General features: G+C 72.5%; 23 protein-coding genes. 13 read left to right on the forward strand and 10 right to left on the reverse strand.

What is annotated here, in order from left to right; genetic code table 11:
- The first annotated feature begins 98 nt into the window (after positions 1–98).
- Positions 99–1,313 (forward strand): SRPBCC family protein, encoded by a 1,215-nt coding sequence (locus ACQP1V_RS23275; RefSeq protein ID WP_433411668.1) that lies wholly within the window; start codon positions 99–101, stop codon positions 1,311–1,313.
- A 52-nt stretch (positions 1,314–1,365) separates the two neighbouring features.
- Positions 1,366–1,788, forward strand: a complete 423-nt coding sequence (locus ACQP1V_RS23280) for a hypothetical protein (protein WP_433411670.1) — start codon at positions 1,366–1,368, stop codon at positions 1,786–1,788.
- 16 nt (positions 1,789–1,804) lie between these two features.
- Here the strand turns inward: ACQP1V_RS23280 and ACQP1V_RS23285 are convergent, their stop codons facing one another.
- Positions 1,805–2,764 (reverse strand): helix-turn-helix transcriptional regulator, encoded by a 960-nt coding sequence (locus ACQP1V_RS23285; protein WP_433411672.1) that lies wholly within the window; start codon positions 2,762–2,764, stop codon positions 1,805–1,807.
- Between the two features lie 42 nt (positions 2,765–2,806).
- On the opposite strand from ACQP1V_RS23285, the gene ACQP1V_RS23290 reads away from it, so the two are divergent.
- The 6 genes from ACQP1V_RS23290 (at position 2,807) to ACQP1V_RS23315 (ending at position 7,050) form a co-directional block, all read left to right on the forward strand.
- On the forward strand, positions 2,807–3,541 hold the full coding sequence (locus ACQP1V_RS23290) for an alpha/beta fold hydrolase (protein WP_433411674.1): 735 nt from the start codon (positions 2,807–2,809) through the stop codon (positions 3,539–3,541).
- A gap of 112 nt (positions 3,542–3,653) precedes the next feature.
- The gene (locus ACQP1V_RS23295; protein ID WP_433411676.1) at positions 3,654–4,568 is read left to right on the forward strand and encodes an ABC transporter ATP-binding protein; all 915 of its coding nucleotides are present in this window, start codon (positions 3,654–3,656) and stop codon (positions 4,566–4,568) included.
- The gene (locus ACQP1V_RS23300) at positions 4,568–5,293 is read left to right on the forward strand and encodes an ABC transporter permease (RefSeq protein WP_433411678.1); all 726 of its coding nucleotides are present in this window, start codon (positions 4,568–4,570) and stop codon (positions 5,291–5,293) included. Before ACQP1V_RS23295 ends, ACQP1V_RS23300 begins: the two co-directional genes overlap by 1 nt.
- Before the next feature lie 10 nt (positions 5,294–5,303).
- A complete protein-coding gene (locus ACQP1V_RS23305; protein WP_433411681.1) occupies positions 5,304–5,645 on the forward strand; it encodes a hypothetical protein in 342 nt (113 codons plus the stop codon).
- 17 nt (positions 5,646–5,662) lie between these two features.
- Positions 5,663–6,448, forward strand: coding sequence for a sensor histidine kinase (locus tag ACQP1V_RS23310; RefSeq protein WP_433411684.1), 786 nt, complete (start codon positions 5,663–5,665; stop codon positions 6,446–6,448).
- Positions 6,445–7,050, forward strand: a complete 606-nt coding sequence (locus tag ACQP1V_RS23315; RefSeq protein WP_433411686.1) for a response regulator — start codon at positions 6,445–6,447, stop codon at positions 7,048–7,050. The genes ACQP1V_RS23310 and ACQP1V_RS23315 overlap by 4 nt, the downstream gene beginning before the upstream one ends.
- A 109-nt stretch (positions 7,051–7,159) precedes the next feature.
- Here the strand turns inward: ACQP1V_RS23315 and ACQP1V_RS23320 are convergent, their stop codons facing one another.
- Complete coding sequence (locus tag ACQP1V_RS23320) at positions 7,160–7,996, reverse strand: SGNH/GDSL hydrolase family protein (RefSeq protein WP_433411688.1); 837 nt, start codon at positions 7,994–7,996, stop codon at positions 7,160–7,162.
- A gap of 144 nt (positions 7,997–8,140) precedes the next feature.
- Between ACQP1V_RS23320 and ACQP1V_RS23325 the strand changes: the two genes are divergently transcribed.
- Complete coding sequence (locus ACQP1V_RS23325; RefSeq protein WP_433425923.1) at positions 8,141–9,388, forward strand: isochorismate synthase; 1,248 nt, start codon at positions 8,141–8,143, stop codon at positions 9,386–9,388.
- On the opposite strand, the gene ACQP1V_RS23330 is transcribed toward ACQP1V_RS23325, so the two are convergent.
- On the reverse strand, positions 9,363–10,013 hold the full coding sequence (locus ACQP1V_RS23330; protein ID WP_387414336.1) for a YigZ family protein: 651 nt from the start codon (positions 10,011–10,013) through the stop codon (positions 9,363–9,365). The genes ACQP1V_RS23325 and ACQP1V_RS23330 overlap by 26 nt on opposite strands.
- A gap of 127 nt (positions 10,014–10,140) precedes the next feature.
- Between ACQP1V_RS23330 and ACQP1V_RS23335 the strand changes: the two genes are divergently transcribed.
- Complete coding sequence (locus tag ACQP1V_RS23335) at positions 10,141–10,677, forward strand: TetR/AcrR family transcriptional regulator (RefSeq protein WP_433411690.1); 537 nt, start codon at positions 10,141–10,143, stop codon at positions 10,675–10,677.
- A 6-nt stretch (positions 10,678–10,683) separates the two neighbouring features.
- Here the strand turns inward: ACQP1V_RS23335 and ACQP1V_RS23340 are convergent, their stop codons facing one another.
- Complete coding sequence (locus ACQP1V_RS23340) at positions 10,684–11,715, reverse strand: MFS transporter (RefSeq protein ID WP_433411692.1); 1,032 nt, start codon at positions 11,713–11,715, stop codon at positions 10,684–10,686.
- Positions 11,712–12,740, reverse strand: coding sequence for a fatty acid desaturase family protein (locus ACQP1V_RS23345; RefSeq protein ID WP_433411694.1), 1,029 nt, complete (start codon positions 12,738–12,740; stop codon positions 11,712–11,714). Before ACQP1V_RS23345 ends, ACQP1V_RS23340 begins: the two co-directional genes overlap by 4 nt.
- Positions 12,741–12,816: 76 nt before the next feature.
- Here ACQP1V_RS23345 and ACQP1V_RS23350 point away from each other — a divergent pair, with 76 nt between their 5' ends.
- Entirely contained in the window at positions 12,817–13,107 is a 291-nt protein-coding gene (locus tag ACQP1V_RS23350) for a hypothetical protein (RefSeq protein ID WP_433411696.1), read from the forward strand.
- Here the strand turns inward: ACQP1V_RS23350 and ACQP1V_RS23355 are convergent.
- On the reverse strand, positions 13,097–14,209 hold the full coding sequence (locus ACQP1V_RS23355) for a winged helix DNA-binding domain-containing protein (RefSeq protein WP_433411698.1): 1,113 nt from the start codon (positions 14,207–14,209) through the stop codon (positions 13,097–13,099). The genes ACQP1V_RS23350 and ACQP1V_RS23355 overlap by 11 nt on opposite strands.
- A gap of 162 nt (positions 14,210–14,371) precedes the next feature.
- Between ACQP1V_RS23355 and ACQP1V_RS23360 the strand changes: the two genes are divergently transcribed.
- A complete protein-coding gene (locus tag ACQP1V_RS23360; RefSeq protein WP_433411700.1) occupies positions 14,372–15,115 on the forward strand; it encodes a GntR family transcriptional regulator in 744 nt (247 codons plus the stop codon).
- Here ACQP1V_RS23360 and ACQP1V_RS23365 read toward each other — a convergent pair.
- From ACQP1V_RS23365 to menB, 4 genes are all read right to left on the reverse strand, one after another.
- Entirely contained in the window at positions 15,102–15,731 is a 630-nt protein-coding gene (locus ACQP1V_RS23365; RefSeq protein WP_433411702.1) for a DedA family protein, read from the reverse strand. The two genes, ACQP1V_RS23360 and ACQP1V_RS23365, sit on opposite strands and share 14 nt — an antisense overlap.
- An 88-nt stretch (positions 15,732–15,819) precedes the next feature.
- Positions 15,820–17,484, reverse strand: coding sequence for a 2-succinyl-5-enolpyruvyl-6-hydroxy-3-cyclohexene-1-carboxylic-acid synthase (gene menD, locus ACQP1V_RS23370; RefSeq protein WP_433411704.1), 1,665 nt, complete (start codon positions 17,482–17,484; stop codon positions 15,820–15,822).
- Positions 17,481–18,416, reverse strand: coding sequence for an o-succinylbenzoate synthase (locus ACQP1V_RS23375; protein WP_084258926.1), 936 nt, complete (start codon positions 18,414–18,416; stop codon positions 17,481–17,483). Before ACQP1V_RS23375 ends, menD begins: the two co-directional genes overlap by 4 nt.
- On the reverse strand, positions 18,416–19,246 hold the full coding sequence (menB, locus tag ACQP1V_RS23380; RefSeq protein ID WP_067133594.1) for a 1,4-dihydroxy-2-naphthoyl-CoA synthase: 831 nt from the start codon (positions 19,244–19,246) through the stop codon (positions 18,416–18,418). Before menB ends, ACQP1V_RS23375 begins: the two co-directional genes overlap by 1 nt.
- Before the next feature lie 68 nt (positions 19,247–19,314).
- On the opposite strand from menB, the gene ACQP1V_RS23385 reads away from it, so the two are divergent.
- A complete protein-coding gene (locus ACQP1V_RS23385; RefSeq protein ID WP_433411707.1) occupies positions 19,315–20,502 on the forward strand; it encodes an AMP-binding protein in 1,188 nt (395 codons plus the stop codon).
- Positions 20,503–20,514 lie beyond the last annotated feature (12 nt).

The raw sequence follows: 20,514 nt of genomic DNA on the forward strand, positions 1-20,514 counted from the left end.
CGGACCCGGCGGGCCCGGTGAATCGTCGGCGACCGGCCGGGTAGAGGGGCGACGAGCAAGTGAAGGAGGCTCAGCACAGCGAGGGAGGCATGGTCGTTATGCGTACTTCCGCTCAGCCTCAACGAGACCGCTACGCCGACATCGTGCTCGTGGAGCGATCACCGTTGCGCCGGACCCTCGGCACAGCCGGCGCGGGCGTCTGCGCCGGCGCGGTGATCCAGTACCTCTGCGATCCCGACCGGGGCCGTACCCGCCGGGCGCGGGTGCGCGACAAGGCCGCGCACGCCACGCACAAGATGTACAAGGGCGTCGCCGTCCTCTCCAGCGATCTGCCGAAACGGGGGCGCGGCGCGGTTGCGGGCGCCCGGCATCGCCTGCGCGCGAGATCCGCCGTGGACGACCGGATCCTGTACGAACGCGTACGGGCGGAGCTCGGCCGCTACGTCTCGCATCCGCACGCGGTGGAGGTCCACGTGGACGGCGGCGTCGTGGCGCTGACCGGGGACATCCTGAGCGTCGAGGAGCAGCGGGCCCGGCGCGCGGTGCGGCGGGTCCCGGGTGTCCGGCGGGTCGACCTCCGGTGGAGGACGCACGTCGTGGCCGGGGCCACGCCGGGGCTGCAGGGCCCGTCCCGGCCGAGGAGGCCGGTGCCCGAGCTGCTGCAGCAGCGGTGGTCGCCGAGCGCGCGCCTGTTCGTCGCCTGCTGCACGGCCCTGGTGTGGGGACTGACCGGCAGGCTTCCGCGACCGCTCTCGTGGGCGGCGCGCACCGCCTGCACGGCCCTCGCCCTGCGTGTGGTGACCAACCTGCCCCTGCGGCGGATCACCGGGATCAGCTCGGGACGGCGCGCGATCGACCTGCAGGACGCGATCTCCATCGCGGCCTCCCCGGAGAACATCTGGCCGCTGGTGAGCGACTACCGGCTCTACCAGGAGATCATGCCGGACGTCCTCGAGGTCCGCCTGCTGGGCGACGGCCGGTCTCACTGGGTGATCGCGGGCCCCGCCGGGACGTGCGTCCGCTTCGACGCCGTGGAGACCCGGCGCGAGGAGAACCGCGAGATCGCCTGGAAGACGCCCGACGGGCAGCTCTTCGCGCACGTGGGCGCGTTGCGGCTCACGCCCGAGGGCAAGGGCCGCACCCGCGTGCAGGTGCAGATGGCCTACAACCCGGCGGTCGGCGCGATCGGCCACGCCGTGGCCAAGCTGCTCGGCGTGGACCCGGTCCACAAGCTCCGGGAGGACCTGATGCGGCTGAAGACGGTCGCGGAAGGCGAGCAGGCGGCCGCCCGGCCGGCCGTCGCCCACGTCTGACGAGAGCTGCCGGCCCTGCTGTTCGGGCGGACCCGGCGCCTGGTGGCCGCTGGTGAGTGAGCCGGATCGCGCCCTCACCGGCGGGCCAGGGGTCGTGTTCTCCACGCCTCCTCCCGCGATGCCGTACGTCATGGAGCGCCGCCGTGCCCGGGAGGGGCACCCGGGGCCGCTCACGCCCGGCCTGGCGGCGTCCCGGCATGGTTTCCGCGCATGGCGTTCCCATCGGAGGGCAGGGGGATCCGTGCTCCACGGCGTGGAGGACAGCATCGAGGGAGGAACGATGGGCCAGCCACAACAGCCTGAGGCACGCCGCTCCGGTCGCGGGGGCGCCACGCAGGACGCGGCGGAGAGCAAGGCGCGGTCCGGGGTCGGACGGGCGCGCAAGGGGCGGCCGCACGGCACGGACAAGGGCAAGAGGGGCGGCGGCAAGGGAGGCGGCGTTCCCCCCGAGAACCAGCCTCCGTACCCGGCCTGACCGTCCGGGTTCCCGGCTACGCGTCGGCGAGCAGCCGCCGCGCGAGTGCGCGCACCTCGTCGCGCAGCCCCTCCGGGCGGACGACGGTGAAACGCCAGCCGAGCCCGGCCAGCATCAGGGCCATGCCGTCCAGCCGCTCCACCCGCGTGATCATCCGCACTCCCCCGCCGTCGTCGGCCGTGTCGTCCGTCCGGGCGAGCCTGGCCACGGTCGGGGGGATGCGGCGGCGCGCCTCCTCCAGGCTCGTCGCCAGCACCACCTCGACCTCATGCTCGTACGGCACGCCCGCCAGCGACTCCACCACGTGCGCCACCGGGTCGAACCCGGCCGGAGCGCGGAACCCCACCCCGGTGACCTCCGCCCGCGCCACCCGATCCACGCGGAAGGTCCGCACATCCCCGCTGCGATGGTCGTGCCCGGTCACGTACCAGCGGCCGGAGTGGAAGACCAGCCCGTAGGGGTCGATCTCCCGCTCGCTCTCGCTCCCCCGGAACGACCGGTAGGCGACCCGCACCCGCCGGCCGCGCCGCACCGCGTCGGCGAGCGCGAGCAGCGCCGTCGCGTCGGGGCGGGGCGCGTCCGCCGCGCGCGAGGTCACGTCCACTGTCTCCTCGATCGCCCGCACCCGCTCGCGCAGCGCCTCGGGCAGCACCCGCCGGATCTTCGCCAGCGCGCTCTCGGTCGCGGCCTCCCCCACCGACAGGCCGGTACGGCGTCCCGCCAAGAGTCCGAGCACGACGGCCGCCGCCTCGTCGTCGCCGAACATCAGCGGCGGCAACCGGTATCCCGGGCGCAGCCGATACCCGCCGTACCGCCCCCGCTCCGCCTCGACCGGGACGCCGAGGTCGCCGAGCCGTACGGCGTAGCGGCGGACCGTGCGCTCGTCCACCTCCAGCCGGGCGGCGAGCTGCGGCCCGGTGAGGCCGGGACGGTCCTGCAGCAGTTCTAGTAGGGCCAAGATGCGATTCGCTGACATAACAGGACCGATTCTGCCCTGATTCGCCGATAGCGTCGCCCCATGACGACATACGTACTGGTCCCCGGTCTCTGGCTCGGCGCGTGGGCGTGGCAGGGCGTTACCTCCCACCTGCGCGAGGACGGCCACGCCGCCTATCCCGTGACGCTCACCGGCCTCGCCGACCGCTCACATCTCGCCGCGCCGGAGTTGACCCTCGACACGCACATCGACGACATCGTCAACCTGATCACGTACGAGGATCTGCGCGACGTGGTGCTCGTCGGGCACAGCCTCGGCAGCGCGGCGGTCACCGGCGCGGCCGACCGCGTGCCGGACCGGATCGCCCGGGTGGTCTACCTGGAGAGCGGTCCCGTGCCGGACGGGGTCGCCCCGATCGACATGGCCGGGCGCGAGTTCGCCGAGGCCAGGGTGCGGGACGGCTGGCGCTATCCCCTCCCGGCGTGGGAGGACCTGGAGGCGTCCGGGTCGAGCCTGGCCGGGCTCGGACCCGCGGAGCGCGAGCTGATGCGTTCCCGCGCCACCGACCAGCCGCTCGGCACGATCACCGCGCCGATCCGGCTCACCGGCGCGTTCGACCGGCTGCCCAAGACCCTGATCAGCTCGTCCTTCCCGCTCGCCCAGGTCAAGGCGCTGATCGCCGACGGGCATCCGCTCTTCGCCCCACTCGCGGGGCCGGAGTGGGAGCTGCGCGAACTGCCCACCGGCCACTGGCCGATGCTCTCCCGCCCGGCCGACACGGCGGCGCTGCTCGCCGAGCTCACGCCCAGCCTCTGACCGCCGGGGAGTCGCGTCCGGCCGCCGCGTACGCGCCCAGTGACATTTGTCCCGCCCAACCGGGGATGCTTCGATCTACGGTCGCGAGCCGCGCCTCCGTACCGTTCCGATCATGGAAATCGCAGCATCCCTAACGGACGTCACCAAGACGTTCGGCGTCACCCGGGCCGCGGACGGCCTGACGCTCTCCATCCCCCGGGGCCAGACCGTGGCGCTTCTCGGCCCCAACGGCGCGGGCAAGTCCACCGCCATCAGCATGCTCCTCGGGCTGCTCCCGCCCGACTCGGGTACGGCGTCGCTCTTCGGCGGCGCCCCCGAGCGGGCCGTACGGCAGGGCAGGGTCGGCGCCATGCCACAGGAGGGCGGGATCATCGCGCGGGTCACCGTACGTGAACTGCTCACCTTCGTCTCCCGGACCTATCGCGAACCGCTCCCGCTCGACCGGATCCTCGCCCTCGCCCAGCTCACCGCGCTGGCCGACCGGCGGGTGGACCGGCTCTCCGGCGGCCAGGCGCAGCGGGTGAGGTTCGCGATGGCGATCGCGGGCGACCCCGAGCTGATCGTCCTCGACGAGCCGACCGCCGCCCTGGACGTCGAGGCCAGGCGGGAGCTGTGGGCGAGCATGCGCGGCTTCGCCGAGCGGGGCAGGACCATCCTGTTCTCCACGCACTACCTCGACGAGGCCGACGAGCAGGCCGACCGTGTCATCGTGATCAACCGCGGCCGGGTGGCGGCGGACGGCACCAGCACCGAGATCAAGCGCCTCGTGGCCGTCACGACCGTACGCGTGACCGTCTCCGGCGACGCCGCCTGGCTGGGCCGGCTCCCCGGGGTGACCGGGCTGGAGATCAACGGCGACCGCGCCACCCTGCGCAGCACCGACGCGGACGCGACCGTGGCCGCTCTCGCCCAGGCAGGGGCCGTACGGGACATCGAGGTCACGCCGGCCGACCTGGAAGACGCGTTCGTCGCCCTCACCACCGCCGCGGCCCCCTCCGGCGCGGCTCCTCTCAAGGAGAACGCGTGATGCCCGGCTACATCCGCCTCGAACTCATCCGGTCTCTGCGGGACGGCGGCTACATCGCCTTCGGCGTGATCATGCCCGTCGTGATGTATCTCCTCTTCACCAACCTCGGCATCGCCCCCGGCGACAAGCACGACGCCACGCTCTTCGCGATGGTGAGCATGGCCGCGTACGGCGCGCTGGGCAGCGCGTTCAACAACGGGAGCGGCATCGCCGAAGACCGCGCGGCGGGCTGGCTGCGCCAGCTCCAGCTCACGCCGCTGACGCCCGCGCAGGTCGTCGCGGGCAAGGTGGTCACCGGGGTGCTGGGCGTCGTCCCGAGCATCGCCGCGGTCCTGCTGACCGGCGTCCTGGTCAACCACGTCACGCTCACTGCGGCCCAGTGGGCGCAGATCGTCGCGCTGCTCTGGGTCGGGACCGTGCCGTTCTCCCTGCTCGGGCTGGGCAATGGCTACCGTCTCAGCGGACAGACCGCCGCCATGGCCAACCTGGCCACCATGCTGGGCCTGTCCATCGTCGGCGGCCTGTGGATCCCCACCACCGGCTTCCCCTCCTGGCTACGCGCGATCGCGGAGTGGACGCCGTCCAACAGCTACGCCGCCCTGTCCTGGCACGCCGCCGCGGGCAACGCTCCCGGCCTGCGCGAGACGGCCATCCTGACGGGCTGGCTGGTCGTCTTCGGTCTCTACGCGATGTACGGTTACCGCCGTGCGGGCAAGACAGCCTGAAACACGAAAAATGGCAGCACAAGAGGTGCCGGGCGGCGAGTCCTGGCTGAACCCGCTCCGCGAGGGGGAACGGGGACCGGACGCCAAGGGCATGCACCCCTGGGTCCTCCTGGTCGCCGGCCCCATCTGGGACATCGCGCACGGCCGTTCCCACCCGCTGTGGGCGGCCTGTACGGCGGCGCTCCTCGTCCCCGCCCTCTACCTGGTCACGGTCCGCCTCGCCTTCACCGACCACCGCGGGCCCGGCGCCTCTGGCTGCCCCTGCTCGCCCTCGCCGTCCTCGCAAGCGCCGCCGCGTACGGCGACAACTGGCTCTACCTGCTGGTCCTGCTGGCGCTCGCGCTCGGGGTGACCGTCAGGAGCCGATGGATGCCGCTCCTGCTGTTCGCCCTGTGCGCGGCCTCCGCCGCGATCGCCTGGCTGAGGGGCGGTGACCTGTCCACCGTCCTCAGCCTCCTCTGGGGCACCTTCTGCGCGGGCCTCATCCCCGCGATGATCGTCCGCCTCTGGGAGGCCATCCGGGAGCTTCAGCGCACCCGGGAGGAGCTCGCCCGGGCGGCGGTGACCGAGGAGCGGCTCCGCTTCTCCCGCGACCTGCACGACCTCCTCGGGCACACCCTGTCCGTCATCGTCGTCAAGGCCGAGGCCGTACGCCGGCTCGCGCCCAGGGACGTCGACGCGGCGGTGGAACAGGCCACCGACATCGAACGGATCGGGCGCCAGGCGCTCACCGAGGTCCGGGCCGCCGTCACCGGTTACCGGGGACGCGGCCTGGCCGCCGAACTGGACTCCGCGCGCACTGCGCTCGCCGACGCGGGGATCGGCCTCACGATCCGGACGGCGTCCTTCGGCCTCCCGCCCGAGGTGGACGCGCTGCTCGGCTGGGCCGTACGAGAAGGGGTGACGAACGTGATCAGGCACAGCGGGGCGACCCGGTGCGAGATCGAACTGGAGCAGGTGACGGACGGCGGCATGGAGCTGCGGATCAGCGACGACGGCGGCGGCCGCTCCCCCGCCCCCGGCAGGGAACCGGGAGCCCGGCAGGGGAACGGCCTGGCGGGCCTGCGCGAGCGGGTGCGGGCCGCCGGCGGGCGGCTGTCCACCGGCTCCGCACCGTCCGGCGGATTCCGGCTCCAGGTGATGTTGGACACATGATCAAGGTCCTGCTGGCCGAGGACCAGGGCATGATGCGCGGCGCGCTCGCCCTGCTGCTCGGCCTCGAAGACGACATCGAGGTCGTCGCCCAGGTGTCCGACGGCGGCGACGTCGTGCCCGCCGCGCTGCGCGCGCGGCCGGACGTCGCGCTCCTGGACATCGAGATGCCGGGCCGGAGCGGTCTCGACGCCGCCGCCGAGCTGCGCGACCGCCTCCCGCACTGCCGGGTGCTGATCCTCACGACGTTCGGACGCCCCGGCTACCTGCGGCGCGCGATGGAGGCCGGCGCGTACGGCTTCCTCGTGAAGGACGGGCCGGTCGAGGAGCTGGCCGCGGCGATCCGCCGGGTCCTCGCGGGCGAGCGGGTCATCGACCCGGCCCTCGCGGCCGCGGCGCTGAGCACCGGCCCGAGTCCCCTCACCGACCGGGAGCGCGACGTGCTCGCCGCCGCCGCGGACGGCTCCACGGTCGCGGACGTCGCCGCCCGTCTGCACCTGTCCGAGAGCACGGTACGCAACTACCTGTCCTCGGCGATCGGCAAAACCGGCACCCGCAACCGGATCGAGGCGGCCCGGCAGGCCCGGCACAACGGCTGGCTCTGAGGCTTCCCAGGGGGCGGCCCGACCGGCGGGCGAGCGGAAGGAGCGCCCGCCGCGGGAGGGGGCCCGGGCCGGGCGCGGCGGAGCCGGCGGTCGAATGGCACCGTCGCGCTCAGGCCACCCCGGCTCCGGGCAGCCCCAGGGTGGCGACGCCCGCCGGGAACGCCGCCTCGAACGTCACCCTGGCCAGGTCCCGCTGCCCCTCGCCGTTCGGATGGAAGTAGTCCCATCCGCTCACGTGCCGCAGCGTGTACGGGAAGGAGAACACCGCCCCGCCGTCGTAACGGCAGGCCGCGCCGTACGCCAGGCACGCCTTCTCCAGGCGGTCGTTGTAGGCCATGACCCGGGCGCGCACCCGTTGCCGGCGCAGCCGGTCCTTCAGCGCGGTCGACGTGGGATCGGCCAGCATGCTCTGGCAGACGTGCCCGATCGCCCAGAAGCCCCGCGCGAGCAGGCTCGTCTTGCCCAGCGACCACAGTCGCCGCAGGTCGGGGATGCTGCCGACGAAGACCCGCGCGCCGGTCGGCCGGAGCACGGCGAGCGCCTCCGCCACGCGCCGCCCGAAGACGTCCACGGGCGTCATCTCCGTCTCCGTGGCCGTGCAGGCGTCCTGCGCGCCGATCAGGACCGTGACGTAGCGCGCGCCCTGCGCGACCGCCGCGCGCGCCTGACCGGCCAGGTCGGCGCTGGTCGCGCCCGGGACGGCGAGATTGACGTTGTGGCCGTCGATCTCCGGGACGAGCTTCCGCAGCCGCATGTAGTGGCTGTTCACGTCGGCGCTGTCCCCGGTGGACCACGAGCGCGACGGGCAGGTGACGTACCAGCCGCAGGCGTTGAACCCGGAGCTGATCGAGTCGCCCAGCGCCGCCATCACCATGGGGGCGGTCGGGGCGTGGGCCGCGCTCGGCGGCAGCAGGGCCGCGGCGACGAGAATGGACGCGATCTTCATGCGGCCAAAGGTAGGAAGCGCCGCCGCGCGTGCTCCACCACCTCACAGGAAGCCGTGCCTTCTGTGACCAAGTTCCTATCACCGCTTGACAGGGGGCGGACCAGGGGGGCTCATGTCGAACATGTTCAGATTCTGCGTAAAGTGGTGCAAGTGAGTGTCGCTCTCATCCGCCCCCTCGTGGTGCGCACGGTCCCCGTCGGCGATCCCGGAGATCTCGTCTCCTGCCTTCCCGACACCGCGCCGTACGCCTGGATCCGGCACGGGGAGGGACTCGTGGGCTGGGGCGAGGCCGCCCGCGCGACCGTGCCGCCGGGCCCGGACCGGTTCCGCTGGGCCCGCGACTGGATGTCGGCGCTCTTCGCGGACGCGCGCATCGACGACGACGTGGAGGTGCCCGGCTCGGGGCCCGTCGCGTTCGGGTCGTTCACCTTCGAGGCCGACGCTCCCGGGTCGAGGCTCGTCGTCCCGCGCGTGGTGCTCGCCCGCAGGGGCGGCCGCGCCTGGCTCACCACGATCGGCGAGGACGATCACGACGCCGGCCACCGGCCCGGCCTCAGGACACCGCCGACGCCGCCCGGCCGCATCCGGTACGGCGACGGCTCCCTCACCGCGCTCGAATGGCAGCACGCCGTGGCGCAGGCCGTGCGGCAGATCAACGACGGCCGGCTCGACAAGGTCGTCCTGGCCCGCGACCTGACCGCCGTCGCCGAGAACGACATCGACGTCCGCTTCCTGCTGTCCCGGCTGTCCACCCGCTATCCCGAGTGCTACACGTTCTCGGTCGACGGCTTCACCGGCGCCACCCCCGAGCTGCTGGTACGCCACCGGGGCAACGCCATCGAGTCGCTCGTCCTCGCGGGCACCACCCCGCGCGGCGCGGACGAGGCGGACGACCTGGCCCGCGGCGCGGCCCTGTTCGCCTCCTCCAAGGACCGGTACGAGCACGTGTGCGCGGTCAGCTCGGTCCGAGAGGCGCTCGCCCCGCTGTGCTCGGCGCTCGACGTGCCCGACGAACCCGAGCTGCTCGTGCTCCCCAACGTGCAGCACCTGGCCAGCCGGGTGACCGGCCGGCTGTCGGACGGCGCGTCCGTGCTCGACGTGGTCGCGGCGATGCACCCGACCGCGGCGGTCGGCGGCACTCCCACCGGCACCGCCCTCGAGGTCATCCGCGAGCTGGAGGGCATGGACCGGGCGGGCTACGCCGGGCCGGTCGGCTGGATCGACGCCAGGGGCGACGGCGAGTGGGGCATCGCCCTGCGCTGCGGGCAGGTCACGGGCAACCGCGCCCGGCTGTTCGCCGGGTGCGGCATCATGGGCGACTCCGACCCGGTCGCCGAGCTGGCCGAGGCTCAGGCGAAGTTCCGCGTCATGCGCTACGCCCTGGAGAGCTGACCGCCGCGTCCTCCCTGAGGTGGACGCCCTCCCCCGGGAGGGCGATGGCGCGGCCCGCCGTCACGCCCGCGAGCCAGCCCGCGAAGCCGTCCAGCGCGTCGGCGGCGACCGCCACCTCGAAGGTCACGTCCGCCCCGTAGTCCACCGCCCGCACCGGGTACGGCGAGACGCGCAGGTCGTTCTCCAGCCGCCCGGCGTGCGCGTGGTCGATCACCACCGACATGATCGTCGCCGGCACCATGCGCACGCTCACCGCCCGGTCGAGCGTCTCGCCCACCGCGCCGCCGTACGCCCTGACCAGGCCGCCCGCGCCCAGCAGGACACCGCCGAAATACCGCGTGACCACGGCCACGACGTCGGCGAAGCCGCGCCGGTTCAGCACCTCCAGCATCGGGGTCCCGGCCGTGCCGCCCGGCTCCCCGTCGTCGTCGGCCTTCTGCACCCGGTCCCCCAGCACGTACGCCGTGCAGTTGTGGGTGGCGTCGCCGTACAACCTCCTGCGCTCGGCGATGAACGCCCTGGCCTCCTCCTCCGTACCGACCGGGGCGAGCGCGCAGATGAACCGCGAGCGGCGGACCTCGGTTTCGTGTTCCAGGGGGTCGGTGATCGTGAGATAGGAGGGCACGAGGTCAGCCTAGTCAGTCCGGCTCGCGACCAGCCCAGCGCCTTTACGTTGTAGATTCATTCCGCCCCCACCATGACTCCAGTCATATGTTTGAAACGAGCGTTTGCCACGCTGGTAAGATCCCCGCATGGGAGTCCCCGAGGATCTGCTGGCCGCGACCAAACAGTGCCTGGCCGAGCGTGGCTACGCGCGCACGACGGTGCGTGACATCGTCGCCGTCTCCGGCAGCAACCTCGCCGCGATCAACTACCACTTCCGCTCCAAGGACGCTCTCCTCACCCAGGCGATGATCGAGACGACCGGAGAGGCGATCGAGGAGATCCTCAAGGCACTCCCCGACGATTCCCGGGAGTGGTTCACGGCGTTCTGGAGCGAGCTGATCGACTCCTTCCAGACCAACCCGGCGCTGTGGCGAGCCAACATGGACACGCTGGCGCAGGCGGCCCATCTTCCCGACGTGCGGGCCCGGTTGGCCGAAGGGCAGTCACGTGCCCAGCACGAGCTGGGCAAGCGACTGCCGCAGGAGGACAAAGAAGGGAGTCAGGTGTTGTTGACGCTGCTCATCGGCCTGCTGGTGCGGTGGAGCATCGATCCGGACAACGCCCCGACCCCCCAGGACCTTGCCCGCGGCGTCCGGGCGGTCGCCGAGGCGGCCACCGCCTGAGGCGGGTCACCGCATCGCGTGCTCACCACTACGCCGTTCCGGCTGGTCGGCACGCCGTACGGACCGCAGCAGGATCGGCGCCAGCACCGCCATCAGGTACAGGCCCGCGGCTGCCGCGATCATGGCGTAGTGCTGGCCCTGGGTGAAGGCGTCACGGGCCGCGGCGGCCAGGGCGTCACCTGCGGGTTGCGGCAGGCGACCCGCCACGTCCAAGGCGGCGCCGAGGGTGTTGGCGCCGATGGCGGCGCTGAACGCGCGGCTGCCGAACAACCGCACGTCCAGCATCGGCTCGGGCAGCACGCGCTGGCGGCGCACGAACGCGACCCCCAGCGCCAGGCCGGCCGTGATGGCCAGCACCGGAAGCGGGCCGAAGCCGTCCTGGGCGAGGTGCTGCACGCCGTAGATGGCCGGCAGGATCGCCGCCAGCGACAGCGCCACGCTGAGCACGTCGAACCGGCCCGGACGCGGATCACGCGACTCCGGCAGCAGCAGCGGGGCCAGGACCAGCAGCAGCGCCATCACCGGCAGGTTGACCAGGAACACCGAACCCCACCAGAAATGCTCCAGCAGCGCGCCGCCCATCAGCGGCCCCAGCATGGCGCCGCCGGCGAAGGCGGCGGTCCAGATGGAGATGGCGACGCGGCGCCGGCCGTCGTCGTGGAACATGTTGCGGATCAGCGAGAGCGTCGAGGGCATCAGCGTGGCACCACCGATACCGAGCAGGGCCCGGGTGGCGATGAGCGTGCCGGCGTCACCTGAGAAGGCGGCGATCGCGGAGGCGGCGCCGAACGCGGCCGCCCCGGCCATCAGCAGCCGGCGCCGTCCGATCCTGTCGCCCAGAGTGCCCATCGGCAACAGGAGCCCGGCCAGGATGAACGGGTAGATGTCGATGATCCATAACAGTTGGGAACTGCTCGGCGCCAGACTGGCGCTGATGAACGGCAGCGCGTACGACAGCACGTGCAGATCCACGGAGATCAGCAAGACCGGCAGGACGAGTACGGCGAGTCCGATCCACTGCTTGCGTCCGGCTTTCATGAGCGGCCTTTCTTCCTGAGGGGGGCGCCCGCGTGGTGCAGGTGCCGCAGGCCCTCCACGTGCGAGGTCACGAAACCGACTTCGTGGTACGGCAGGCGCAGCTGCCGGCAGTAGGCCCGCACGATCGGCCGCGCCCGGCGGAGGTTGGGGGTGGGCATGTTGGGGAACAGGTGGTGTTCGATCTGGTAGTTGAGCCCGCCCATCGCGATGTCGACGAACCGGCCGCCACGCACGTTGCGGGTGGTCAGCACCTGCCGGCGCAGGAAGTCGAGCGTGGCCTCCCCGGTCAGCGTCGGCATGCCCTTGTGGCCGGGCGCGAAGACGCAGCCCAGGTAGAGGCCGAACAGGCCTTGGTGCACGGCGGCAAAGGCCAGCGCCCTGCCGGGTGACAGGGTCCAGGCCAGCACGCCCAGGTAGAGGGCGAAGTGGGCGAGCAGCAGTGCGCCTTCCAGGAAGCGCTGCTTCATCCAGGGCTGTCGCAGCGCGCGCACGCCGGCGACATGCAGGTTGAGCCCTTCCAGCAGGAGCAGCGGATAGAACAGGTACGCCTGCCGACCGCCGATGAGCCGGGCCGGCCCGCTGCTGTCGCGCGCCTGCTCCTGTGACCACACCAGGATGTCGGGCACGACGTCCGGATCGAGGTCCTCGTGGTTGGGGTTGGCGTGATGGCGGGTGTGCTTGTTCATCCACCAGCCGTAGCCGAGGCCGATCCCGAGGTTGCCCGCGAGCTGTCCGAGGATCTCGCTCGGCTGCCTGAGGGGGAAGATCTGCCGATGTGCCAGATCGTGCAGCACGAGGGCGACCTGGGCGAAGACGATCGCGAAGTAGGCAGCGAGCGGCACCTGAAGCCAGGAGTCGCCGATCCAGAAGAACGCCGCCAGGCCCGCGAGGTAGAGACCCGCGACCACGCTGAGCCGTGTCAGGTAGTAGCGCGGGCGCCGGTCGAGTAGTCCGGCCTGCCGGACACGTCTGGACAGACGGCTGAAGTCGCTCGCGGCCGTGGCCGTTGCGGTTGCTTGCGTCATGCCGCCGACCATACATATGTTTTAATCAGTCGTACAAAACAAATGTTTGTGACGACTGTTCGGATAGGGTGGCGGCATGGAAGAGGGTGGCGGCATGGAAGAGGGTGGCGGCATGGAAGAGGGTGGCGGCATGGAAGAGCGAGACACGCTGATCGACGGTGCCAAGCGCCACGTGCCGGAGCGCGGCTACGCGCACACCACGGCGCGCGACATCGCCAGGGCGGCGGACGGGCCCGCCCTGCTACGCATGATCGAAACGGGGACGATCCGCCACCGCCTGGTCGTGATCGACACCGACGGGCGGCGGCGCGACGAACCTCGATCCCCCGCCCGACGACGAGCTATGCCACGACGAGCTATCCGATGACCAGCTCCGCCGGACGGCCGAGCAGCGCGGCGATCCGCTCCGCCGCGGCCTGGAGCGGCGCCCCCGGCACGGGCTCGGCGAGCTCGACGGCGAGCCGCCCGTCCTTGGCCTCCCAGACCCCGGCCACTCTCCCCCGGTGCACCACGACCGGCGAGATCCACCCCGCCGCGCGACTCACCTTGGGCCGGACGTCCGCCGGCAGCAGCGCCTCCAGGTCGCGGGGAGCCCCCAGCACGTACTGATCGAACCCGGGCAGCAGGTGCACGCCCTCGGACGGCCGGGCCACGGCGAGCGCGTCCACGTGCTCGGCGAGCGCCGTCATCGGCGCTCCGTCGACCTCGACCTCGGCGAGCTCGGGGCCGAGGTCACGGAACCAGCCGCGCAGCGCCGCCTTGCGCATCGCGCCCCGCATCAGCCAGGTGTCGAACATCTCCGGCGTGGCCGGTCCGTGCGCGCCCAGGAACGCGCGCAGCAGCGCCCGGCCGCCCTCCTCCATGGACGGCAGCGCCCCCGGCCAGCCGGCCAGCCGGTCCGCGGGCCGGGCGAAGGTCACCCGCCCGTCCCGGGGCGGGCCGTAGCACAGCTCCCCCAGGAAGCTCAGCGGCTTGAGCAGCGCTCCCCAGCCGGAGGTGAGCGCCTGCCGTAGATGGGCGACGCCGCTCACCTCGATCACCGCCTCGACCAGCTCCTCCCGGGTGAGACAGCGCCCCTTGAGCGCCTCGGGAACCGCGCCGATGATCGCCTCGACGTCGGCGGCGGTGACCCCGTGCCCCCGCTGCCAGGCCCCTCTCTCCCAGAACCGCAGGGCGCCGAGCGCCGCACAATACGCGGGCAGCTCGTCCGCGGGGGCCAGATGCAGGGTGCCGCGCATCAGCCAGGTCTTGACGAGCGCGCGCTCCTCCCACAGCGCCTCGTCCACCGCGCCGGGCCGGGGGTCGGCGGAGCGCACCGCCATCGCCAGTTCGGCCGAGGAGGCCACCTGTGCCTGCACCCCGCACAACCTGCGGGCGATCATCACGGGTCCGGATCCGGCGGCGGGCTCGACGAACTGGCGCTCCAGCCGCCAGGCGAGCACCTGGGCCCAGGTCAGTCGAACGGTCACCCGAGAAGTTCTACACCACGCCACTGACAAACCCGCGCCCCGCATGATCGTCCCAGACCGGCAGGAACGGCACACCCGGCGGCACCGGCGGGATCACCCGGGGCCGCCCGCCCGGCGCGCACTACTTCGTCAGGACATTATGACGTCCGCTAATCTCGACGTGTGACTTCCGAGCGTCTGGACATCGACCTGGACCGGTCGAGCCCCGTCCCCCTGTATTTTCAGGTCGCCGAGCAGATCTCAGAAGCGATCCGCCGCGGCGTCCTCGCCCCCGGGTCCCGGCTCGACAACGAGATCCAGCTCGCGGACCGGCTCGGACTCTCCCGCCCCACCATCCGGCAGGCGATCCAGTACCTCGTGGACAAGGGCCTGCTCGTCCGCAAGCGCGGCGTCGGCACCCAGGTGGTCCACGGCCAGGTCAAGCGATCGGTCGAGCTGACCAGCCTGTACGACGACCTGCGGCGCTCCGGGAAGGAGCCGGCCACCCAGGTGCTCGCGATCGAGATCGCGCCCGCCGACGAGAACGTGGCGGCCGTCCTCGCGGTCCCCGAGGGCACCGAGGTGCTCCGGATCGAACGGCTCCGCTACGCGGGAGGTGAGCCGCTCGCCCTGCTCAGCAACTGGCTGCCGATCGGCATCGCCGACCTGTCCGCCACGTCCCTGCAGGAGCGCGGCCTGTACGAGCTGCTGCGCGCCGCCGGGGTCAGGATGCGGGTGGCGAACCAGCGGATCGGCGCCCGGGCGGCCACCCCCGCCGAGGCGCGGCTGCTGGACGAGCGGCGCGGCGCGCCCCTGCTGACCATGGTCCGCACGACGTACGACGACCAGGGACGGGCCGTCGAACACGGCTCCCACCTCTACCGGGCCTCGCACTACTCCCTGGAGGTCACGCTCATCGAGCGCTGACCGACTCCGGCTCGTCCTCGTTCGCCCGGACCTTCCGCTTGAGCCACACCGTGGTGCCCAGGCCGAAGAGCAGGGCGGCCACGAGACCGATCCAGGAGAAGCCCTTCAGCCACTTGTCGGCCACGACGCCGAGGTAGTAGATGGCGGCCGTCGTGCCGCCCGCCCACACGATGCCGCCGAGCACGTTCGCGATCAGGAACCGCCAGTACGGCATCCGCAGCGCACCCGCGAGCGGCCCGGCGAGGATCCGCAGCAGGGCCACGAAGCGGCCGAAGAAGACCGCCCACATGCCCCAGCGGTCGAAGAGCCGCTCGGCCTTGGCGATGTGGGGCGGTCCGAAGTGTTTGGGGAACCTGCGGCCGAGCCGGTCGAACAGCGGCCGGCCGCCCTTCCACCCGATGTAGTAGCCGATCGAGTCGCCGACGATCGCGCCGGCGCTGGCGCAGATGCCCACCACGACGGGGCTGACCACGCCCTTGGACGACAGCAGCGCCGCGCTGACCAGGACGATCTCGCCCGGAAGCGGGATGCCCAGGCTCTCCAGCCCGATGATCGCGCCGACGAGGATGTAGACCCAGACGGCTGGAATCGTCTGCAGCCACTCCTCGATGTGCATGTCACTCCTCAGGATCGGGGCGGGGTAGGCACGGTCCATTCTGCCGTCGCCCCGGCAATGCCACATCCATCCGAAGGACCATCCCGGGTCAGTCTCCGGTAGCACCCACGATCATCGCTGAGCGTACGGCCTCACCCATGGCAGCGTGTATGGCGGCGTTGCCGTCCCGCCGGGTGCGCACCTCGACCATGCGCAGGCCGTCCCCCTTGATCGCCCTCGGCAGGTCGTCGAGGTCTTCGACCCGCGTGTACGGCAGGCCGGTCGAGGCGGCGAGATACTCCAGATCGACGCCGTGGGACGTCCCGAAGATCCGCTCGAAGGGGTCGCCCAGGGTGGCCTGCGGCAGCAGCGAGAAGATCCCGCCGCCGTCGTTGTTGACCACGACCAGGCACAGGTCGGGCCGCGGCTCCTGGGGGCCGAGGATCAGCCCGTTCTGGTCGTGCAGCAGCGTCAGGTCGCCGATCAGCGCGTACGAGGGGCCGTTGTGCGCCAGGGCGGCGCCGATGGCGGTGGACACCAGCCCGTCGATGCCGGACGCGCCGCGGCTCGCCATCAGCCGCAGCCCGCGACGCGGCCGCATGGCCTGGTCGAGGTCCCTGATCGGCATCGAGGAGCCGCAGAACAGCAGCGAGCCGTTCGGCAGGATCTCGACCAGGTCGCGGGCCAGCCTCGGCTCGGTGAGGCCGGAGCCGTCCAGGACGGAGTCGATCGCGTGTCTGGCGACGTGCTCGGCGTGCCGCCAGGAGCGCAGCCAGGAGTCGTCCCCCGAGGTGACCGGGATCTCCACCGCCTGCGCGACCTGGGTCGCCGACCGCGTCGGGTCCGGCCAGCGGGTGAGGTCCGAGGCGACCACGATGTGCTCCTCGGCCCGCCTGATCCACGACAGCAGCGGCCGCGACAGCCCGGGACGCCCCAGCGTGACCACGACGTCGGGCCGGTGCGCCTGGGCGAACTCGGGGTTGCCGAGCAGGAAGTGGTAGGTCGAGATGGCGTGGTCGCCGTAGCGGCCGCCGCCGTTCGGCTCGGAGAGCACCGGCCAGCCCGCCATCCCGGCCGCCGCGACGTACCGGCGGACGTTGGCCGCGCCGTCGCCGACCACGAGCACGCCGCGCCGGGTCGGCGGGATGTGCAGCGCGGACGCCGGGGGCGCCACCCTGGCCCTGATCCACGCGCCGCCCGCGTCGCCGTCGAGCGACTCGCACCAGGAGCCGTCGCCGTCGGGGACCAGCGGCTCGCGGAAGGCCACGTTGAGGTGGACGGGGCCCGGGTCCGGCGGGCCCGCGGCCCGCTGGTAGGCGCGGCAGGCCAGCGAACGCCAGTAGGCTGCCTGGCCCGGCCGGTCCTCGGGCACGCCGACCTCGGCGAACCAGCGGACCGCGGAGCCGTACATCTTGATCTGGTCGATCGTCTGGTTGGCCCCGGTGCCGCGCAGCTCGGGCGGCCGGTCGGCGGTGAGCACCAGCAGCGGCACGCCCGACTCCGACGCCTCGATGACGGCGGGGTGGAAATTCGCCGCGGCGGTGCCGGACGTGCAGATGATCACGACCGGCCGCTCCGACCGCTTGGCCAGGCCGAGCGCGAGGAACGCGGCCGACCGTTCGTCGATCCGCACGTGCAGCCGTACCCGCGGCTCTTCGTGCACGGCCAGGGCCAGCGGCGTCGACCGGGACCCCGGGGCGAGGACGACGTCGGTCACCCCGCAGCGCACCAGCTCGTCGACCAGCACCGTGGCAAGCGCGGTGGCGGGATTCACTGCCGCCCCTCTCCGGCCGTTCCGGCGGCCTCCTCCATCCGTCGTCTCCAGGCGGGCGACTCGATCTCGTACGCCGCGAGGGCGCGCTGATCCACCTCTGGACGTCGTACGGCTATCGCCCCGCCGACGGGGACGAGGGAGTCCGTGACGACGTCGCCGCTCAGCAAAGGCATCGTCCCGAGTCCGCAAGCGTACGGCAATTCGGGCAACGCGGCAGCGAGAGCGAGACCGGCCGCCAGGCCGACCGACGTCTCGACGGCGCTCGACACGACCACGGGCAGCCCGCACGCCTCGGCGACGCGCAGCGCGTCGCGCACGCCACCAAGAGGCTGCACCTTGATCACCGCGATGTCGGCCGCCTCCGCGGCGCGGACCTTCAGCGGGTCCTCCGCGCGGCGGATCGACTCGTCGGCGGCGATCGGCACGTCCACCCGGCGCCGGACGGCGGCGAGCTCGTCGAGCGTGGCGCACGGCTGCTCGGCGTACTCCAGGTCGAACCGGTCGAGCTCCTTGAGCCGCCGGACGGCGGAGTCGACGTCCCACGCGCCGTTGACGTCCACCCGGACCCGTCCTCCTGGGCCGATCGCGTCACGGACCGCCTCGACCCGCGCCATGTCCTCGGCGAAGTCCTGGCCACGCTCGGCGACCTTGACCTTCGCGGTGCCGCACTGCGACAGCCGTACGATCTCGGCGGCCTTCTCCGGGCCGACGGCGGGCACGGTGGCGTTCACCGGGACGGAGTCGCGCAGCGGCGCCGGCCAGCCGTCGAAGGCGGCCTCGCGCGCGCAGGCCAGCCAGCGGGCGCATTCGGCGGGGCCGTACTCGGGGAAGGGCGAGAACTCCCCCCACCCCGCGGGTCCGTGGATCAGCACGCCCTCGCGGACGGTCTGCCCCCGGAACCGCAGGGCCATCGGGATGCGGAAGATGTGCACTACGGGCGGCGCGGGAACTTCGCGAAGTCCGGGGTGCGCTTCTCCTTGAACGCGTCGCGGCCCTCCTGGGCCTCCTCGCTCATGTAGTAGAGGAGCGTCGCGTCGCCGGCGAACTGCTGCATGCCGGCCGCGCCGTCGGTGACCGCGTTGAGCGCGCCCTTGAGCATGCGCAGCGCGAGCGGGGACTTCTCCAGCAGCTCGCGCGCCCACTGGACGGTCTCCTCCTCCAGGCGCTCCAGCGGCACGACCGCGTTGACCAGGCCCCACTGGAGGGCGGTCTCGGCGTCGTACTGGCGGCAGAGGTACCAGATCTCTCGCGCCCGCTTGAGGCCGACCGTCTCGGCCAGCAGCCACGAGCCGTACCCGCCGTCGAACGAGCCCACCTTGGGGCCGGTCTGCCCGAACTGCGCGTTGTCCGCGGCGATCGTGAGATCGCAGCAGACATGCAGCACGTGGCCGCCGCCGATGGCGTAGCCCGCGACCATCGCGATGACCGGCTTGGGGCAGCGCCGGATCTGAACCTGCAGGTCCAGGACGTTCAGCCGGCCGATGCCGTGCGTCTTGTCGTCGACGTAGCCGTCGTCACCGCGGATCTTCTGGTCGCCGCCCGAGCAGAATGCCCGGTCGCCGGCACCAGTGAAAATGATCACACCGACGGAGGTGTCCTCCTGGGCGACGTTGAACGCGTCCCGCAGCTCGAAGAGCGTCGTCGGGCGGAACGCGTTGTGCCGCTCCGGCCGGTTGATCGTGATCTTCGCGATGCCCTCGGCGGTCTCGTAGATGATGTCCTCGTACTCGCCTGACCGCTTCCAGTCGACGCCGCTCGTCACACTCGCTCCTCACTCCACGAACCGCCCGTTCACCGGCGGTTCCGTCTGCCGGGACTAACCTTACGACCGTGCCCAGCAGTCGCGAACACAAGGCCCACGAACACGGACCCGACGACAGGGAGCTGCACGCGCTGCTTCTGCCCCCGGGTCCGGCACTGTTCGCCGCGATCGAGCGCGCCCTGTCCGGGGACGGCCCCGCGGTGCTGCCGCTCTCCCCCGGCCTGCCGCGTCCCGCGCTCTCGGCCGCGCTCGCCTCGCTGCGCCCCACCCACGTCGTGACCCCCGAGGGCGTGCGGCGGGAGCCGGGCGGGGTGCCGACGCGCGCCGCGGTGATCATCGCCACATCCGGCTCGACCGGCGCCCCGAAGGGGGTCGAGCTGACGGCGCGCGCCCTCACCTCGTCGGCGCGGGCGTCGCTGGAACGGGTCGGGGCCGCCCCGGGCGAGCGGTGGCTGTGCTGCCTCCCCCCGTCGCACATTTCGGGCGCGCAGGTGCTGGTCAGGTCGCTGCTGAGCGGGGCCGAGCCGATCATCCATCCGCGTTTCTCCCCCGAGGACGTGGCAGCGAGCGGGGCCGAGCACGTGTCCCTGGTGCCGACCCAGCTCAGGCGGCTCCTCGACCTGGGCCTGGACGTTTCGGCGTTCCGGACCATCCTGCTCGGCGGGGCCGCCGCGCCGCCCGGCCTGCTCGGCGAGGCGCGGGCCCGTGGCGCCCGCGTCGTCACGACGTACGGCATGAGCGAGACCAGCGGCGGGTGCGTGTACGACGGCGTCGCCCTTGACAATGTAGATCTCAAAATCCGGGCCGACGGACGGGTCATGATCACCGGCCCGGTGCTGTTCTCCGGATATCGCCCACGGCGCGACGGCTCCGGTTCCGGGGGCGCCGAGTTCGAGGGCGGCTGGTTCGTCACCTCCGACCTCGGGTCGATCGAGGACGGGCGGCTCACGGTCCTCGGCCGGGCCGACGACGTCATCAACACCGGCGGGCAGAAGGTGGTCGCCGGGGCGGTCGCGCGCGTCCTCGCCGGGCACCCGGGCGTCCGCGACGTCGCGGTGGTCGGCCGGCCCGACCCGGAGTGGGGCGAGGTCGTCGTCGCGGTCGTCGTCGGCACGGCGACGCTGGAGGATCTCCGCGCGTATGCCAAGGAGCGGCTGCCCGCCTACGCCGCTCCACGAATGGTGCAAAAGGTGCAGCAGATCCCGCTGTTGCCCAACGGAAAACCGGATATGGTCGCCCTGCGAAACCAAAAATGACCTCCGCGCGTC

This window comes from Microtetraspora malaysiensis, assembly GCF_050947145.1.
Taxonomy (GTDB): domain Bacteria; phylum Actinomycetota; class Actinomycetes; order Streptosporangiales; family Streptosporangiaceae; genus Microtetraspora_A; species Microtetraspora_A malaysiensis.